This is a genomic window from Anaerosporobacter sp. (assembly GCF_031551385.1).
In the GTDB taxonomy this organism is placed as follows: domain Bacteria; phylum Bacillota; class Clostridia; order Lachnospirales; family Lachnospiraceae; genus Anaerosporobacter.
Map to the genome: position 1 here is coordinate 1 of NZ_JAVBNS010000090.1, position 18,360 is coordinate 18,360.

15 protein-coding genes and 1 pseudogene are annotated in these 18,360 nt (G+C 34.3%); 13 read left to right on the forward strand and 3 right to left on the reverse strand.

The window, feature by feature from the left end:
• Positions 1 to 241: 241 nt before the first annotated feature.
• The 8 genes and pseudogenes from RMR19_RS08240 to RMR19_RS08275 all read left to right on the forward strand — a co-directional run bounded on the left by RMR19_RS08240 (position 242) and on the right by RMR19_RS08275 (position 10,748).
• Positions 242 to 3,100: a glycosyl hydrolase family 18 protein gene (locus tag RMR19_RS08240; RefSeq protein ID WP_310603013.1), complete on the forward strand. Its 2,859-nt coding sequence runs from the start codon at positions 242 to 244 to the stop codon at positions 3,098 to 3,100.
• A 339-nt stretch (positions 3,101 to 3,439) separates the two neighbouring features.
• A complete protein-coding gene (locus RMR19_RS08245; protein ID WP_310603014.1) occupies positions 3,440 to 4,669 on the forward strand; it encodes a cache domain-containing sensor histidine kinase in 1,230 nt (409 codons plus the stop codon).
• Between the two features lie 12 nt (positions 4,670 to 4,681).
• A pseudogene (locus RMR19_RS08250) lies at positions 4,682 to 4,852 on the forward strand (sensor histidine kinase); the annotation flags it as partial.
• Positions 4,835 to 5,251 (forward strand): sensor histidine kinase, encoded by a 417-nt coding sequence (locus RMR19_RS08255; protein WP_442871532.1) that lies wholly within the window; start codon positions 4,835 to 4,837, stop codon positions 5,249 to 5,251. The pseudogene RMR19_RS08250 and the gene RMR19_RS08255, both read left to right, overlap by 18 nt.
• A 22-nt stretch (positions 5,252 to 5,273) precedes the next feature.
• On the forward strand, positions 5,274 to 6,809 hold the full coding sequence (locus RMR19_RS08260) for a response regulator transcription factor (RefSeq protein ID WP_310603015.1): 1,536 nt from the start codon (positions 5,274 to 5,276) through the stop codon (positions 6,807 to 6,809).
• 202 nt (positions 6,810 to 7,011) lie between these two features.
• Complete coding sequence (locus RMR19_RS08265) at positions 7,012 to 7,962, forward strand: ABC transporter permease (RefSeq protein ID WP_310603016.1); 951 nt, start codon at positions 7,012 to 7,014, stop codon at positions 7,960 to 7,962.
• A 9-nt stretch (positions 7,963 to 7,971) separates the two neighbouring features.
• The gene (locus RMR19_RS08270) at positions 7,972 to 8,868 is read left to right on the forward strand and encodes a carbohydrate ABC transporter permease (protein WP_310603017.1); all 897 of its coding nucleotides are present in this window, start codon (positions 7,972 to 7,974) and stop codon (positions 8,866 to 8,868) included.
• A 113-nt stretch (positions 8,869 to 8,981) separates the two neighbouring features.
• Positions 8,982 to 10,748, forward strand: coding sequence for an extracellular solute-binding protein (locus RMR19_RS08275; protein WP_310603018.1), 1,767 nt, complete (start codon positions 8,982 to 8,984; stop codon positions 10,746 to 10,748).
• 237 nt (positions 10,749 to 10,985) lie between these two features.
• Here the strand turns inward: RMR19_RS08275 and RMR19_RS08280 are convergent, their stop codons facing one another.
• Positions 10,986 to 11,108 (reverse strand): hypothetical protein, encoded by a 123-nt coding sequence (locus tag RMR19_RS08280; protein WP_310603019.1) that lies wholly within the window; start codon positions 11,106 to 11,108, stop codon positions 10,986 to 10,988.
• A gap of 152 nt (positions 11,109 to 11,260) precedes the next feature.
• Between RMR19_RS08280 and RMR19_RS08285 the strand changes: the two genes are divergently transcribed.
• From RMR19_RS08285 to RMR19_RS08295, 3 genes are all read left to right on the forward strand, one after another.
• The gene (locus RMR19_RS08285; protein ID WP_310603020.1) at positions 11,261 to 11,431 is read left to right on the forward strand and encodes a hypothetical protein; all 171 of its coding nucleotides are present in this window, start codon (positions 11,261 to 11,263) and stop codon (positions 11,429 to 11,431) included.
• Positions 11,432 to 11,564: 133 nt separating this feature from the next.
• Positions 11,565 to 12,383 carry a helix-turn-helix domain-containing protein gene (locus RMR19_RS08290; RefSeq protein WP_310603021.1) on the forward strand — a complete coding sequence of 273 codons (819 nt, stop codon included), beginning with the start codon at positions 11,565 to 11,567 and terminating at the stop codon, positions 12,381 to 12,383.
• A gap of 66 nt (positions 12,384 to 12,449) precedes the next feature.
• Complete coding sequence (locus RMR19_RS08295; protein ID WP_310603022.1) at positions 12,450 to 13,172, forward strand: DUF5131 family protein; 723 nt, start codon at positions 12,450 to 12,452, stop codon at positions 13,170 to 13,172.
• Positions 13,173 to 13,347: 175 nt separating this feature from the next.
• Here RMR19_RS08295 and RMR19_RS08300 read toward each other — a convergent pair whose 3' ends face one another.
• On the reverse strand, positions 13,348 to 14,208 hold the full coding sequence (locus RMR19_RS08300) for a histidine phosphatase family protein (RefSeq protein WP_310603023.1): 861 nt from the start codon (positions 14,206 to 14,208) through the stop codon (positions 13,348 to 13,350).
• Between the two features lie 167 nt (positions 14,209 to 14,375).
• A complete protein-coding gene (locus RMR19_RS08305; RefSeq protein WP_310603024.1) occupies positions 14,376 to 14,525 on the reverse strand; it encodes a hypothetical protein in 150 nt (49 codons plus the stop codon).
• 911 nt (positions 14,526 to 15,436) lie between these two features.
• Between RMR19_RS08305 and RMR19_RS08310 the strand changes: the two genes are divergently transcribed.
• Together RMR19_RS08310 and pth are read left to right on the forward strand one after the other, a co-directional pair.
• Positions 15,437 to 17,500: a cellulase family glycosylhydrolase gene (locus tag RMR19_RS08310; RefSeq protein ID WP_310603025.1), complete on the forward strand. Its 2,064-nt coding sequence runs from the start codon at positions 15,437 to 15,439 to the stop codon at positions 17,498 to 17,500.
• 257 nt (positions 17,501 to 17,757) lie between these two features.
• Positions 17,758 to 18,327: an aminoacyl-tRNA hydrolase gene (gene pth / locus RMR19_RS08315; protein WP_310603026.1), complete on the forward strand. Its 570-nt coding sequence runs from the start codon at positions 17,758 to 17,760 to the stop codon at positions 18,325 to 18,327.
• Positions 18,328 to 18,360 lie beyond the last annotated feature (33 nt).

Below are 18,360 nucleotides of genomic sequence, written 5' to 3' on the forward strand. Positions count from 1 at the left end.
GTTGCGGAAACTAATCTATGCAGAGTGAAAAATATCAAAAGATTATCACTTCTCTCAATAGAAGATAATATATTAAATTTTCAAGGAACAATATGACAAAGAGGCAGATTTATAATACCTCATTTGTCGGGCAACTCATAAAATGATACAAGGGTCAAAAGGTCATACGTTTCATGCTTGCATGAAAAAGTATGACTTTGAGACCAACATTATAAAATTAATAAGGGAAAGGGAGATAAGAATGAAAAATCATTGTAGATTGCTAAAAGCACTTCTGGCGATTGTTCTATGTATTACAATGCTTCCATTTAATTTAACGCCACAAATTAAAAAAGCAAAAGCAGCTTCCACAGGATTTACAGAGGATGATTTTCTTAAAACAAATGGAACAACGATACGAAATTTATCTGGTCAAGGGGAAACAATTTATCTAAGAGGAACGAATGCAGGTGGTTGGTTAGTACAAGAATCTTGGATGAACCCATCAAATGCATCGGATCAAAAAACAATTATGAATACGTTCAGTAAAAGATTCGGCAACACAGTAAGGGATGAGTTGCTTGCTGTATACGAGGATAACTACTGGACTGAGAAAGACTTTGATAATTGTGCGGAACTAGGAATGAGCGTAATTCGTGTGCCATTCACATATATGAATCTATGTGATGATAACGGCAATTTAAAAGCAAATGCATTCAAAAGATTAGACTGGTTTGTTGAAAACTGCAGTAAAAGAGGAATCTATGTAATCCTTGATTTGCATGGAACATTTGGCTCACAAAATGGTATGGACCATTCAGGCGAGATAAATGATGGATATCAATTATATTGGAATAACTATAATCGATCTAAGACAATATGGCTATGGGAGCAAATAGCAAACCACTATAAAGGTAATCCGGCAGTCGCTGCATATGACTTATTGAATGAGCCAGGAATTAAAGCTGGTACTACATATGATTTACATTGGAATTTATATGATGAAATCTACAAAGCAATTCGTAAGATAGATGCAGATCATATTATCATTATGGAATCTTGTTGGGGAACAAGTAATCTTCCAAAACCAACAACATATGGTTGGGAAAATGTAGTGTATGAATATCATCATTATACTTGGAATTCTGTTAGCGATTATAATGGACAGGTAAATTCATGTAATAGTTTTGTAAATGGTATTAATAACGCAGGCTATAATGTACCAAGTTTTGTTGGAGAATTTACTTGCTTTGCATTATCCAATGCATGGGACTATGTGTTAAACAGTTTTAATAAAAATGGTTTACATTATACTTCTTGGAGTTATAAAGTAACAGGAAACAGCTCGTGGGGAATCTATAATCATAACCCAAGCAAGGTAGATATCTACAATGATAGCGCAGCAACAATTCGTACAAAATGGTCAACGGTAGGTGCAAACCAAGCATGGGCAAACACACAGATTTACAGTGCAATGAAGTCAAAACTTCCAGGAACTGTAACACCATTTAACAAGCAGATAAGCGAATATGTTAGTATACAATCAAGTAGTAATAGCAAATACGTTTGTGCGGAAGATACAGGTGCAAGCCCATTGGTTGCGGATAGAGCAAATGCAGCAGGTTGGGAATCGTTCAAGATTGTTAACAATACAGATGGCACAGTTTCATTCCTATCTTCTGCAAATGGAAAATATCTATGTGCAGTAATTGATGAAAAGAATCAGTTACTTGCTAGAAGCAGCAAGATTAGCACATGGGAAAAATTCAATGTTACAACAACAGGCAATAACGAAGTGGTTCTTCAAGCAATAGCGAATAATAAATATGTTGCAGTGAATGCAAGTGATTCTATACTGTATGCTAATGCGTCTGCAACAACTAGTTCTAATGTGAAGTTTACTGTAAGAAAAATCTCAGATGGAAAAGTATTTTCATTATCGAGTACAGGTAACGAGGCAGTAGTTGTACCTCCAACAGAAGATACAACACCAGATAAATCAAATACAACAAATGCGTTTGATTCCTTTAAGAGAGTTGCATATTTCCCTGATTGGTATGGTGATGTTGTAAACAACGTACAATTCAGTAAGTTGACTCATATTAACTATGCATTTGCTATTCCAACTACAGATGGAAACATTCGTGATTTAGCGAATAAAACGGTAGTGAATAAATTAGTATCAACAGCACATAACAGTGGTGTTAAAGTATTAATTGCTGTAGGTGGTTGGTCTTATAATGGGGTTGAATTAGAGAATACATTTGTTCAAGCGACTAATACAGATGCAAAATGTAAAAAGTTGGCTGATAGTATTCTTGGTGTAGTTGATACATATGGATTTGATGGTGTTGATATCGACTGGGAATATCCAAGATCGAATACAAGTGCACAATATGAAACATTTATGACATACCTCAAGCAAGGGTTAAAGAGCAGAGGAAAGTTATTAACAGCAGCAGTTGTAGGTAACGGTTCTACGGGATATGGTCAAACAGATAAAGTACTTCAGATGTTAGACTGGGTTAACGTAATGGCTTATGATGGCAATGCAGGTTCTGGTCATTCACCATATAATTTTGCAGTTCAATGTGGTGAGTATTGGACAAAAACAAGAGGATTAAGCAAAGATAAAGTTGTGTTAGGTGTTCCATTCTATGAAAGACCAAATTGGGCTTCCTATGCTGACATCGTAGCGAAAAATTCAGAGAATGCATATAAGGATTCTGCAGTAATCAACGGTACAACGGTTTACTATAATGGAATTAATACAATGAAAGATAAGACAACATGGGCATGTAATAATGCTGGTGGTATCATGATTTGGGAGATAACACAGGATTCAAAAAATGCACAGTTTAGTCTACTTAATGCCATCTATGATACAGCAAAAGCATTGCTTGATAAGGAGGCAGAACAACCTTCAAAACCTAGTGAGCCAACACCAGATCCAGAGCCAGAAAAACCATCTACGTATGCAGCATATGATAGTGCTAAAATCTATGTAGCAGGTGATCGAGTAAGCTATAATGGAAAAATATTTGAAGCAAAATGGTGGACACTAGGTGACGCACCAGATGAATCACAACAATGGGGCGTATGGAAAGTAGTTACGAACTAGGTAAAGTAAGAACTAAATAAAAAGAAATAAAATAAAAAGAAATAAAATAAAAGTAATAAAATATTCGTAAGCAAATAAGAAAACAACTTCTCTACTGGTTGAATGAAATAAATTGTGTTTGGGGAACACAGTTATGTCAAAAACCAGAGAGAAGTTGTTTTTTTATTGAAAAGCAAAGAGTTATCAAAGAAATAATCTTCTCCACCGATAGTTATAAAACGACAGATTATTCAAAAATAAGCGCCTTTTTAAAGCTGTACAAGAGAAAAAACAGTGACAGTGCACAAAAATATTGTTATACTAAGAAAAAAGTATTAGAAAATGTATAAGAGGATAACAATGAAAACAGGGGAAAGTGTTGGGAAAATTAAATTTACAAAAAAGCTAAAAAAAGGACTTACAATAAGACGAAAAATGTTTCTTATCTATATTATCGGAGGTTTTTTTCCGATGTTGTTTGTTAGTTTGTATTTGATAAACGGAACGAAAAATATTCTGATACAGCAAAATAAAAGTTCAGAAATATCGGAACTGCAATTAATTGCAGAAGGAATCCTTGAGAATGTTCGGACGATAGCGGAAGCATCACAGCGACTATATTTTATTGAGATTATAGAAAAATTAGGGACGCATTATTATGATGTATCAGAGGAGCTTTTTAATGACTATAATACGTTGAATAAGCGATTGCGTGAAGAATGTTCCATCTATTATAAAAGAGAAATTGAAAATATCTGCTTTTACTTTAATAATCCGTCGTTATCACAGAATCTGAAGGTGGCAATTATTAATGATGAAGTAGCAAGTTTACCGTGGTTTAAGAAGACAATAAATGCAAATGGGCGGTTAATATGCGCATTCCATGAGGACTCTATGAACTATAAGAAGTATCTATCCTTCTCGCGAATAATACGAACGAAGGAAGGTGAGAACGTTGGTATTGCAGTTATTGCAATGAAGGGGGAACGAATTCTGTTTCCGATTCGAGAACATGCAACAGAAACGGTAGTAATATTAAACGATGAGGAGATTATCTACAGGAATTCGAATGATACCAATGATGAGGAGCTACTAAAGATATATAACGAGATGCCGAAGAAAGAAAAGTGTAAGAATGTTATTTACCAAGGGGAAGAGGCAGTTTTGACAGTAATACCGATTACCTATGCGGGTCTTGATGACCATATTTCTGTAGTGAGTATTCATCCGTATGAAGACATTCTAAAAAAGGCGAACCAACAAAGTCAAAAAAGTATAATGATTATTATGGTGAGCTTTGTAATTGCAATTTCGGTTATAACAATATTTGCATGGAATTTTAGTAGTCGTATTAATACATTTAAAAATCAGATGCATAAAGCTTCAAGGGGGCAGTTTGATATTGCAGAAAAGATAGGTGGAGAAGATGAAATCAGTTATCTTTATGAAGATTTAGGATTGATGATAGAGAGTATCGAAACATTAATAACCCAAGTATATGAGGAACAAGTGCAAAAGGAAATGCTATATAGTAGGCAGAAAGAGATGCAGTTTAGTATGCTTGCAAGTCAAATTAATCCACATTTCTAATATAACACATTAGAAACAATTCGTATGAAAGCAAGGTCGAAAGGACAGGAAGAGATTGAAGATATCGTAAAGATGCTTGCTAAGATAATGCGACATAACTTGCAAGTCATGGATAAGCAAGTAACATTGAAAGAAGAGCTTAACATGGTTGAATCGTATCTGCGAATACAGAAGTATCGATTTGAAGATCGAGTTACCTATGCAATTCAAATAAATTGTGATGTGGAGGAAATATATATAATACCACTTATTTTGCAGCCAATTGTAGAGAATGCGATGATACATGGTATAGAGATGAAGAAGGGAATTGGACATATAGCAATTCAAGTAGATGAGATTGACAATACAATCTGCATACAAGTAATTGATAATGGAATTGGAATAAATGAAGAGAAATTAAGCGAGATGAAATCTTGTATCAATTCATCGGCAGAGCTGACAGGAAGTCATATCGGGTTAAGAAATGTAAATCAAAGGATAAAGTTATTGTATGGAGAGGAGTATGGAATTACAATAGAAAGTGAACCGTTAGTGAAAACAATTGTACAAATTGTGATACCAAGAGGAGAGTATCAGGGGTAATTGTTATAGAGGAGAGGGAAAAATGTATAAAGTAGTAATTATTGATGATGAGCAAACGGTTAGAGAGGGAATTCGCACGTTGCTTTCGTGGGAAGAGATGGGATTTACCATAGTGGAAGAAGCATCTGATGGAGAAGATGGATTGGCTGTAGTGCTGAAACGGCAACCTGACATGGTACTTGTGGATGTAAGGATGCCTGCTATGACAGGGTTGGAGCTTATAGAAGCGGCAAGGGAAGCGGGATATAAAGGACATTTTCTTATTCTAACAGGTTATTCTGACTTTGAATATGCAAAATCAGCGATATCATTAGGAGTTAGAGGGTATCTACTAAAACCAATTGATGAGGATGAATTGTATCGATATGTTTGCGATATTAAGAGTGATTTAGATAAAGAAATGGAGAAAAAAGAGAGGGAAGGTTTGGTTCAAGAGGAGAAAGCAAAGAATCGAATAAAGGCAAGACAGAATGTCATATATAATCTGTTGATGAAGCAAGAAACAATTGAGATTATTGAGAAGGAAATTAAGAAGTTTGAATTTGATTATAATTACAAAAAGTTTCATGTTATCATACTTAGTAACGAAAGATTTTATATGGATGAGGATTACAAGGAAAAGACAAGGCTGATACTAGCAGGACTAAATAGATATGAGTATCTTGTGTTAGGTGAGAGAATAGCCCTAATTATAAAGGGAGATACTCTGCAAACGAATGTTGCTAAGCTTGAGGAAAACAATACATATGTAAAAGAAAGATATGGTGAAGGCTTTCTCATAGTAATTGGACAAGAAGTAACTTGTCTGAGAGATATTTGCTATAGTTTTGAATGTGCACAGTACTTGGCAGGACAAAGATTTCTGTATGGTACAAAAAATATTATCTCTATGAGGTTGCTTCAACAGGAGATAGAAAACAAACAGGAAGATACGTTAATAAGTTTGAGTGATTGTATGGAAATTGGTGATTTGACTGGAATAGAAAAGTGCATACATGGTATGTTGGAAAAATGCAGATACCGATTAATGAAGGAATCGCAAATAAAAATAACGGTTATTAATAATACAATTTTACTTCTTAATAATTTAAAGTCTAGCTATGAAAGTCAAATTGAGGGAGTAATTGATATTGATAGTTACACAAAAGAAGTAAATCAAACAAAGTCAATAGCAGAACTGGAATCATTAATTGTTGAGTACAGTAAGAAAATAAGCGAAAAACTAGGTAATGCGGGAACTGATAGTATTGTTAAGAAAATGGATATATTTATCCAGAAGAACTATAGTAAGGATTTAAAATTAGAGGCTATTGCTAAGATGTTTGGCTACAATAGTGCGTATCTTGGAAAGACGTATAAGAAGGTGACGGGAGAAAGTTTTAATACTGCACTTGATAAAGTACGGATAGAGAATGCAAAGAGGCTGTTGCAAGATACAAATCTGAAAGTATACCAAGTATCAGAGAAAGTGGGTTATTATAATATTGATTATTTCTATTCAAAATTCAAAAAGTATGTAGGAATGACACCAAAAGAATTTAAGAAAAATGAAATATAGATGAAAATTGATTGATAAAAAGAGGGTTTCTGAGATGGTTTCAAAGAAATTCTCTTTTTTCTATACAAAAAAACACCTTATAAATCTAACATTGTAAAAACAGGGGGGTGAAAAAATTACAGTTTTTTATTAAAATATGAGGGGTATTTTATTAATTTAAAGTTAGATATAATAACGATAAGTTAATGAAAGGGGCAGGGAAATGAGTAAAAACAATAAGAGTTTAGCTATAAAAAAAGAGAAATTTAGCTTCAAATTGATGTATAAGCAAAGATATCTACTATTAATGTCCGTTCCATTTGTTATTTGGTTGATTATCTTTAAGTACATACCACTGTGGGGGTGGACAATGGCTTTTCAAGATGTTAAGCCGAAAACATTTGCATTATCGGTATGGGAGAGAACGTGGGTTGGTTTAGACCATTTTAAAGCATTATTGCATGATGCGAGCTTCTTTAATGCATTGCGGAATACGCTTGGAATCAGTATTATCGGAATTGTATTAGGATTTGTAACTTCCGTTGGATTCGCGCTCTTGCTAAACGAGTTACGTATGCAGCGTTTTAAGAAAGTAACACAAACAATATCTTATCTACCACACTTTGTTTCTTGGGTTATTATTGCAAGTATAGCAAAAATGGTATTAGGAGATTCTGGTGTGCTTAATGAAGCACTTGGGAAATTAGGCATAGAGCCAATTAAGTTTATGACGACAAATGGACCAGCGTTTTGGGTTATCACTTGCGTAATTAATATATGGAAAGAAACTGGCTGGGATGCGATTATCTATCTTTCTGCGATGACAGGAATTGATCAGGGATTGTATGAAGCAGCGAAGGTAGATGGTGCAGGAAGATTTCGAAGAATGTGGCATATTACACTTCCGGGAATTCGACCTACAATAATTGTGCTAGTAATTATGAGTATCGGTGGTGTACTTGGCGCTGGTATGGAACGTCAGATGTTACTTGGAAATGGTATTGTTCAGGAATATGCAGACGTAGTGTCTTGGTATGCATACCGTTTTGGTATTGGAAATAATAACTATGGTTTTGGTACAGCAGTAGGTGTGTTCCAATCAGTAATCAGTTTGGCGTTATTATTTATCGCAAACAAAGTAGCTAGTAAGTTTAGCGATAGCAAATTAGTGTAGGAGGAGAGTATGAAGAACAAACGTAAGAGTTCACTAAACAAATATACGGGATTTGATATATTTTTGGCTGTTTTCTTTCTAATAATCGTATTCATTACTTTATATCCTTTCCTAAATGTTTTAGCAATTTCATTTAATGATTCATTGGATACGATAAAAGGAGTTAACTTTATTATTCCGCGTAAATTTACATTAGATAACTATAAATATGTATTTGAGAAAAAGGATTTATTATCTCCTTTGACAATGTCGGTAGCAAGAACGGTAGTTGGTACAGTAATAGGTACAATCTGTACAGCAATGTTAGCATATGTATTAAGCCGAAGAGATTTCTATTTTAATAAACTATTTACTATTATGTTTATTATTACAATGTATGTTGGTGGTGGATTGATACCAGACTACTTGTTGATTGGTAGAACATTGAAGATGACAAATAAATTCTCAGTGTATATTATTCCAGGATTGATTGGAGTATTCTTCTTAATCTTGATGCGTTCCTTTATTGAAGGACTTCCAGAAGCATTGCAAGAATCAGCAAGAATCGATGGGGCATCAGATTTTAGAATTTGGTATAAGATTATTCTTCCACTATGTAAACCAGTGTTAGCTACGGTTGCATTATTTATCGCAGTAAGCCAATGGAATTCATTTATGGATACCTACATTTATGCAAGAAAGATGAAGACATTACAGTATGTATTGTATGAAGTATTGAATGAGTCATCAATTAAAGTTTCCAATATTCATGATACAACAAATCTACAAAATGCGATTGGAAACGTAACACCACAGTCGATTCGTATGGCGATTACAATTATTGCAACAATTCCTATCGTAGTTGTATATCCATTCTTACAGAAGTACTTTGTAGGTGGAATGACACTTGGTGCAGTAAAAGATTGATGCATATATGAAGTTGATGTATTATGATTGTTTTACAATCATTAATATATAAGATGTGTTATGAGAGATGTCAAGCAGCGCAAGAAAATTGGATATAGGGGGAAATTAAGTTTATGAAGGTATTGAAAAAAAGAAGAATCGTTTCACTATTAGTAATAATGTGTATGGTAGTATCTATGCTATCAGGGTGTAAGAGTTCAAATTCTAAAAACAAAAATGTAGCAACAGACGCAAACGAAACAAAACAGGATGCAACAGATACAAAGGATACAACAGCAGATGATAAGACTGCAGACACAGTAGATACTGCTGAAGATTTAGAGCCAATTACATTTACATTCTATAATGCAGATGGTTCAAGAGAAGATCCATGGACAGATCCAATAGCACAAGAAATTACAAAACAAACAGGGGTAAAATTAGAAATGGATTATCCAGTAGATGGAGATGATCAAAGAATTTCTCTTATGATTGCTTCAGAAGAATATCCAGATCTTATCTTTGCAAAGGGAGATGTAGATGCTCTTGTTGCAGCAGGCGCTATGATTGATATGTCAGATTTGATTGATCAATATGGCCCTAACATCAAAGCGTTATATGGAGAAGAATACAATAAATTACGTTATACAAAAGACGATCCAGGTATCTATCAATTATGTAGTGCTGGTGTAGGAAATATTCCTTACAGAACAAGCGGTACTGCACAATTACAATACGCAGTATTAGAAGCAAACAACTATGAAATTCCAAAAACATTAGCTCAATATGAGAAGATGATTAAAGATTATAAAGCAGCAAATCCTACTATTGATGGATTAGATACAATTGGTATTACATTATCTTGTTCTGATTGGCACTGGTATATTACATTAGCAAATCCATCTGGATTTATTGCAAATGCTTCACCAGATAATGGTCAATGGATTGTAAATGATGCAAATGGTTACGAAGCTACTTACAAACATGCATCAGAAGGACAAAAAGAATACTATCAATGGTTAAACCGTATGTATCTTGAAGGTATCCTTGATCCGGATTTTGCAACACAAACACATGATGATTATATTGCAAAACTTTCAACAGGTCGTGTACTTGCTATTATGGATGCAGACTGGGATTACGCAGATGCGGAAACAGTATTAAAGTCAGAAGGTAAATCAGAAAGAACATACTGTGGTCTTCCTATCACAATGAATGAAGATCAAAAAGCTCCTTCTCTAATGAACCAAGGTCTTACTGTTGGTTGGGGTGTTGGTATCACAAAAGCATGTAAAGACCCAGTTAGAGCCGTTAAATATTTAAACTGGTTATGCTCTGATGAAGCACAAGTTCTTGTTGGTTGGGGTATTAAAGATGTGAACTATTTTCTTGATGAAGAAGGTCATAGATACAGAACAGCAGAAGAAGAAAAACTTTCTCAAGAGGATACAGAATATAGATACAACACAGGTATTGGTATCCACAACTACCCATTCCCTACATATGGTGATGGTGTTGTAGATCCTACTGGTTCAACATATACAACAAACTCAAAAGAAAATGTTATTAAGAACTATACAGATGCTCAAAAGAAGGCAGTTGATGCATGGGGTGTTGAACTTTTAACTGAAATCTTCCCACAAGCAGATGAATTTGATATTCCAGACTATGCACCAGTTTACAAACAAAACTTAACAGAAGAGTTTAATGCATATGCAACAAAATTAGACGAAATTGCATGGTCAGGTCTTATCTCTTGCGTTATGGCAAAAGAGGGCGGATTTGATAAAGCTTGGGATAAGATGCAAGCTGATTTTGAAAAAGCTGGAGTTGTAAAAGCAAGTGAACTTTTAACTGAACAAATTCAACAACAAGTTGATTTTTGGTCAACTAGCAACTAAGTTGTATCGTTAAACGTATCGTTATTCATAACACAATCAAATAGGTTTAATTAGTTAAGAATCCTCCCATACTACCATAATAAGCAAATTTTATTGAAATAGATATTGCGCTGAATTTCAATAAATGGCTTTTATGGTAGTATTTTTTTGGGCTTCTTGAACGAAATTGGAGTACTTGTGTATCGGAGGTTTATGATGCAAAACTTTTTTGTTTTCTCAGGCTTCTTCGTTGCCGTCCTATAATACGAAACACGCTACACAACTAAGTACTTCTAAGTGTGTATGGATATGTTGTTGATATGTTACGGAAACGCCCTCGATTCGGCATCCTGCCTCACCTAGGGCTGGCTCGGCGTCCATGCCTCGCCTTCCTAGGTTGTGATTATACACACTAAGAAGTACTATAGTTGTTTCGCTATCGTTTCTTAATTATAGGACGGCAACGAAGAAGCTAGGAGAGGTAATGAAGTTTTGCATATTTATGTTGTTGATACACAAGTACGGGGAATTTGTTGGCGAAAAAATACGACCATAATTCAGAGAAGAATACTATTTCAATTGTTAAGACATATGATTCATTTGATGATGTTAAGAAAGCAGGAGAAAAGATATATTATAAAAATAAAGATTTTTCAGGATATTTAGTCTTTCAATCTGCTTATGTGAATTATGCTCCTAATTAAGAAATAACCTGCCTAAGGCATTTGTAGTTGGACAATTCGGTGGTACATACCATGCGTAAGTAGGAATATTCATAGATGCGTGGTATAATTACATCAACAAATTACATTTTTGATTTGGCTTAGGAGGAGAGAAGTGATAATTAAAAATGATAACCAATTTAACATGTTTCCTTCACGTATGGAAATGAGGAAATATGTTTTATATTACAACATCGTATTTCCTAAGGGTGATACATTCATACCACAATACACGCTCATGCCTAATGCTTGTGGAACATTGTCGCTTGCTTTTGACGGAAACTCTATAATTGCTGAACTATGGGGAACATCTCTTACCCCTGTTTTGTTGGGGAGCGAACCTAACAATTATCTTGTCCTGTTACTTATTCAGCTTTCGCCCTATGGTTTATATCAAATCACACGACAAAGTCAGGCGGAGTTTGCGGATAAACGTCTTTTGCTTGCAGATATTGACTATGAACTGTTTCGTTCATTACAACATGCATTTGTAACATCAAAGACGGTAATAGATTTAGTAGATGCTTGTGAGAAAATTTTATATAGACGCATGGAAAAGCAAGTTGTTTCGGCTGCCTTATTGCAGGCGACAGAAGTGATTTCTAATAGTTATGGTCAAGTACTAGTGAGAGAAGTGGCTCGGCAAACCAGTTATAGTGAAAGACAACTAAACCGCTTATTTCTTACACAAATCGGGATGAATATTAAAAATTTTGCTCGGTTAACTCGCTTTAACTATGTGTTGAATAACATTCAGAAATCACCTTGCTTCTTTGCGACGTTGTCACAACAAGCCGGATATTTTGATCAAGCTCATTTTGATAAAGATTTCAAGGCGATTAGTGGTGTTACTCCTCAAAAATATTTGACTACGATGTCGGATTTTTACTATGACGGAATGGATATATATAATACAATATCCTCGAAGGAGTAATAAAATATATAACGGGTGTTATGCCTCGTTTGTGCCAATACATTCTAAAGAATAAGGAGATTGCCTATGAATTGGGAACCATGGACTGGTTGTTACAAAATAAGTGAAGGTTGCACGAATTGTTATTTTTACGGACCACGTGCAAAACGCTATGGTCAAAATGCTATTCAAAAGACAGATAAATTTGACTGGCCAATAAGGACAAATGCAAAAGGCGAATACAATATTAAAGGTAATAAGATTCTTGCGACCTGCTTTGCAACGGATTTTTTTCTTCCCGAAGCGGATGAATGGCGTAAAGAGGTTTGGCTTATGATAAAAGAAAGAACAGATATAGATTTTTTGATTTTAACTAAAAGAATTGACCGTTTTCTTGTATCACTCCCATCAGATTGGGGGGAAGGCTATAACAATGTGAATATCGGTTGTACTGTCGAAAATCAAAAAGAAGCCGATTATAGACTTCCACTTTTTTTATCCTATCCGATAAAGCGTCGTTTCATTGCCTGCGCACCACTTTTAGAACCAATAGATATATCACCGTATCTTCATGGTGTTGACCACGTTACCGTTGGTGGTGAAACGGGACGAGATGCCCGTGAATGTGAATATGATTGGGTGCTTAATATTCGTGAACAATGCATAAAGGCAAATATAACATTTTGGTTCAAAAATACAGGGTCATATTTTAGGCGAGATGGTGTAGTGGAAAAGATAAATCCATTTAAACAAACTGGTGCGGCGAAGGCACTTGGTATAGATATATTAGATGGGAAAAAATTATTTTGATAAAAATGAGGAAGCAGGAAGGTAAAGCGTCATAGTCATGAAGGAGTATACCATTTTGAAGAAAGGTATTTACTATGGCGTGTCTGAAAATTGAGCTTTCAGACCGCTGAGTGGAGAGTGCAGAACATGGCAATGAATTTTCAGACACAACATAGAAAGGGTGATAGAGCTAAATTTAAGTTGGCGAATTTACCAACATAGGTATATTCAACAATTTAAAAGCTTCATATTCCTCTTGCTTTAAGAAAAATGCAATGTTGCGTTCATGCGAGGAAATTGCACATTTTATTTCTTCTCCATTATAAAACACTGGGTCTTCTAACCATTCTAGATTTTTAAATGTGTTAAATTTTATTAAATCTCCTGTATTGTATAAATACGCAATTAAATTTTCATCTAATCGGAAGCGAAATTCCTTATATAAACCACCAAATGTGCAATGTGAGACTTGAGTATATGTACTATCGATGAAACTAGTTTCTGGTAAAATACCTTCATTTTTCACATTAGTGGGTGGAGGTGTAATCGGTTTTTGAATAGAATAAAACCAGCGTAGTTCTTTAATAATACGTTCTTTATCTTTAATAATAGGTTCAGTTTCTTCATAACCATCCAGTTCTTCGTATTTAATTAAAGCCATCTCATTCGATTTTTTTAGTTTTAATAAATGGTCTTGAAATTTCTCTTTATCAACTTCGCCTGTCAAATCTTCAATTGCTTTTGTTAAATCTTCCGCTGTTAAATAGTAATATTGTAGGATTACATAGTAAGTTAACTCCGTACATTTTGGTATTAAAAAATCAAGTATTTTTTTATAATTTGATTTGTCTAACATATCTGAATATTCAATAAAAACTTCATACATTTTTAATGCACTCCTTGCTTTCAGTTTTTGGGATTGCAATTCCGATTGCACTATGCCTGTTTGATTCAAAAAAGTTTCGGTAATTCCGTTGCATCTTTTAAATAGATTCCAATCGGTTTGCCCTTGACGGACGAGATATATCATAATAGTTTGTACCCATTTCTTATGCATTTCTTTAATAAGTATATCATAAAATCATGGGTGCTTCAAAAAATAGTAAATGGCTATCTAAAGACAGCACGACGACATGATGAAGTTCCGTTTCGCCTAGTCCGACGCAGATTGTAAGTAGATAATATAACAAAACGGTGCAACTTAAGTCACACCGTCTTGTTATATTATTTACTTGCTTTGTTATGTCCTGCTTTGGCTTTGCCTTGGATTTCGGGAACTGGTTCTACGTCATTCTTTTTTGTATGCATCTTTTTATTACTTTCTGTTCCGTGTGCTTCTTTGGGATCGGGTCTTCTCATACCTGCTTTTGCCATGGTTAGTATACCTTTCTTGTCTAAAAGTTTTGTCTTATTATCATCTGTTGCCTACGGTATTTTTATACCAATGGATACTATTTCTTTATAAAGTCTTTGTTTGGAGATGGAATTGTGCTGTGTTGCGGCATGAAAAATGTGTTAAATGATACTCTTGGTGATAGAGAATATATGTGCAATGTGATGAGTAGAATTATAAAAGTAAAAATCAGAATAACAAAAATGATAAAAATAAAAATATATATTGAAAAAATATGTGCAATATGCTAAACTGAAAAAAGTTAAAACGTTTCAATTGAAAAACGGGTGTTATTACATTTGTTTTTATAGATTGATTTGTTTAATTTGAAATATATAATTGGGGCTGGAAAATAAAAAAGTTCTTTGTTTATCACATTTTTCTTTTACTGGCTTGCAGAGGAATAATATAATAGCTACAGAAATTATGAAGTTAATACAATTTGAATTAATATAATCAGATACATTTATTAAAACGTTTTAATAAATGTATGCTTTGGAATTAGGATTTTCAACTTAATTATCAATGTTTTCATACTTTTTCACCAATTTGTACCAATAAAGTTAATATGCAAAACTCAACAACCTCTCCTTGCTTATTCGCTAGTGTTCTCTAGCTAAAAAACGATAGCGAAGCACCATAGAACTTCTTAGGTGCATAGCGTGTTTTGTGCTAGAGAACACCAGCGAATAAGCATCGAAAACGTAAAAAGTTTTGCATTGAATACATTAGGAAATTATTATCTGAAAACTTTTCACTTTAGCTATAGAAACCAGTATGGAAGGAGTGAAATTATATATAAAAATGGGGTGTGAAAAAAACAATATCCCTTTATACAATTAGTGAAAAGTTATAAAAAAGAAGGTATAAGAGAGTAAGGAGGATTTCAACAATGAAGTTTGGTAAGCTATTAAAAACGGGGTTAAGTGTTGCATTATGTGTGTCAATGTTAGCAGCAAGTTTTGTACCAAGTCCTAAAAAGACAGAGGCGGCAACAACAGGGTTTACACAAGATGATTTTTTGAAAACGAACGGAACAACAATTCGTAACTTATCTGGACAAGGGGATGTCGTTTATCTAAGAGGAACGAATGCTGGTGGTTGGTTAGTACAGGAAGACTGGATGAATCCAACGAATGCAAAAGATCAAAAAACGATGATGAATACGTTCAAAACTCGTTTTGGAACAACGGTAAGAGATGAATTAATCAATGTTTATGAGAGCAACTATTGGACAACGCAAGATTTTGACAATTGTGCAGCTCTTGGTATGAGTGCAATTCGATTACCATTTACTTATATGAATCTATGTGATGATAATGGGAATCTAAAATCGAATGCATTTGAAAAGTTAGATTGGTTCGTTAATAACTGTAACCAAAGAGGAATGTACGTAATTCTTGATTTACACGGAACATTTGGTTCACAAAATGGTATGGATCATTCCGGTGAAATTAACGATGGTAAGCAATTATATTGGAATAGCTACAATCGTTCAAAGACTGTATGGCTATGGGAAGAGATTGCAAAGCATTACAAAGGAAATCCAGCCGTAGCAGCGTATGACATACTAAATGAGCCAGGAATTAAAGCTGCTAATACATATGATTTACACTGGACTTTATATGATGAAATCTATAAGGCAATTCGTAAAGTGGATTCGGATCATATTGTGATTATGGAATCATGCTGGGGAACAAGTAATCTTCCAAAGCCAACGACATATGGTTGGACAAATGTAATGTATGAATATCATCATTATCCTTGGAATGCAGTTAGTGATTACAACGGACAGGTAAGCGCTTGTAATAACTTTGTAAATAGTGTTAAAAATGCAGGTTATAATGTACCAACTTTCGTTGGAGAATTTACTTGCTTTGAATTAGCAAATGCATGGGATTATGTACTTAATAGCTTCAATTCAAATGGTTTACATTATACTTCATGGGCTTATAAAGCAACTGGAAATAGTTCATGGGGAATCTATAATCATAATCCAAATAAAGTTGATATCTATAATGATAGTGCAGCAACAATTCGTACGAAGTGGTCAACAATTGGGGCAGGTCAGTCATGGGCGAATACAACGATTTACAATGCTATGAAGTCAAAACTTCCAGGAACAGTAACGCCATACAATAAGCAATCTAGTGAATATATTAGTATACAATCAAGTGCAAATGGAAAGTATGTATGTGCAGAAGATGAAGGAGCAAGCCCATTAGTTGCAAATAGAGATTCTGCAGGAGGATGGGAACAGTTTAAAGTAGTGTATAATTCAGATAATACGGTATCCTTCCAGTCAAGTGCTAATGGAAAGTATCTATGCGCAGTCATTGATGAAAGCAATCAATTGTTAGCACGTAGTGCACAAATTGGTACATGGGAAAAATTCAAATGTACAGCCTATGGAAGTAATGAGGTAATTATACAGGCGGTTGCGAATAACAAATACATCTCTGTTAATACGGGAAATTCTATCTTATATGCCGATGGTAGCAATACATCAAGTGCTAATGTAAGATTTACAATGCGTAGTAATGGTGCTATCTATATGCCAACTGGAAATAGTATCCCAGATCCAGTTCGTATCGAAGCAGAATCTTATAGCAATATGTATGGAGTACAGAAAGAAACTTGTTCAGAAGGCGGACAAAATGTTGGATATATTGATGCTGGAGATTGGATGGAGTATAAAGTAGAAGTACCAAAGAACGGTTCTTATATGATACGAGTACGAGGCGCAGCATTAGGTACAACAGGAAATGTTGATATTCTATATAATAATACGTTAATGGATACGGTAACAATTCAGGCAACGGGTGGTTGGCAAACATGGAATACATTTAGCGGTAAAAAGACATTTACATTATCAAAGGGAACATATACAATGCGAGTACAGTCACAAAATGGCGGATGTAATATTAATTGGTTGGAACTTGTATGTGTACAATAGTTTGATAGGGATACAATTAGAATAATATTTATAAATCTGCTCTATGCTAAGTACCAAAATGGAATTAGCATAGAGCTATTTTATGTTTCCATTTATGAACAATCTATGATAGAATGATAATTAGGCTAATCATTTGTTGGTTTTGTAACAACTTTGCATTGCTTGTATTTTAAAAAAAGGATAAATAACTATATATAATCGTGACGAAAGAATATATTCTGAAATCGTCGCAAAAGATTTAGATAGAGAGGTTAACAATGTTTATAATAGTAGGACTAGGAAATCCATCAAGAGAATATACTGCTACAAGACACAATATTGGTTTTGATGCAATTACAAGAATAGCAGACGATTATGATATCTCAGTGGATATGAATAAACACAAAGCAATTTGTGGAACAGGCTATATAGAAGGACAGAAAGTAATTCTAGCAAGACCTCAGACATATATGAATCTAAGTGGAGAGAGTGTGCGTGAATTAGTTGATTATTATAAGATTGATCCAACGGAAGAACTTATTGTAATTTATGATGATATTAGTTTAGATGTAGGGCAATTGAGGATACGAACAAAAGGTAGTGCCGGTGGTCATAATGGGATTAAGAGTATTATATCTCATCTAGGAACACAGGAATTTTTGCGTATTAAAGTAGGTGTAGGTGATAAGCCAAAAGGTTGGGATTTAGCAGATTATGTACTTGGAAGATTTAATAACGAAGAGCAGCCGATTGTTAGGGAAACGCTTGCGCATGTTTCGGAAGCTTGTAAAGAAATTATTACAGAAGATGTTAATAGCGCAATGAATATATATAATAAGAAAAAGTAGCAAGTAGTGATTTATTAAATATAAGAAGATATA

Bases quoted from the DNA above. Each gene is read 5' to 3' on its own strand.
- pth (WP_310603026.1), top strand. From the start codon at position 17,758: ATGTTTATAATAGTAGGACTAGGAAATCCATCAAGAGAATATACTGCT.
- RMR19_RS08280 (WP_310603019.1), bottom strand. From the start codon at position 11,108: ATGGACGCCGAGCCAGCCCTAGGTGAGGCAGGATGCCGAATCGAGGGC.
- RMR19_RS08260 (WP_310603015.1), top strand. From the start codon at position 5,274: ATGTATAAAGTAGTAATTATTGATGATGAGCAAACGGTTAGAGAGGGA.
- RMR19_RS08310 (WP_310603025.1), top strand. From the start codon at position 15,437: ATGAAGTTTGGTAAGCTATTAAAAACGGGGTTAAGTGTTGCATTATGT.
- RMR19_RS08300 (WP_310603023.1), bottom strand. From the start codon at position 14,208: ATGCATAAGAAATGGGTACAAACTATTATGATATATCTCGTCCGTCAA.
- RMR19_RS08295 (WP_310603022.1), top strand. From the start codon at position 12,450: ATGAATTGGGAACCATGGACTGGTTGTTACAAAATAAGTGAAGGTTGC.
- RMR19_RS08275 (WP_310603018.1), top strand. From the start codon at position 8,982: ATGAAGGTATTGAAAAAAAGAAGAATCGTTTCACTATTAGTAATAATG.
- RMR19_RS08265 (WP_310603016.1), top strand. From the start codon at position 7,012: ATGAGTAAAAACAATAAGAGTTTAGCTATAAAAAAAGAGAAATTTAGC.
- RMR19_RS08240 (WP_310603013.1), top strand. From the start codon at position 242: ATGAAAAATCATTGTAGATTGCTAAAAGCACTTCTGGCGATTGTTCTA.
- RMR19_RS08270 (WP_310603017.1), top strand. From the start codon at position 7,972: ATGAAGAACAAACGTAAGAGTTCACTAAACAAATATACGGGATTTGAT.
- RMR19_RS08245 (WP_310603014.1), top strand. From the start codon at position 3,440: ATGAAAACAGGGGAAAGTGTTGGGAAAATTAAATTTACAAAAAAGCTA.
- RMR19_RS08305 (WP_310603024.1), bottom strand. From the start codon at position 14,525: ATGGCAAAAGCAGGTATGAGAAGACCCGATCCCAAAGAAGCACACGGA.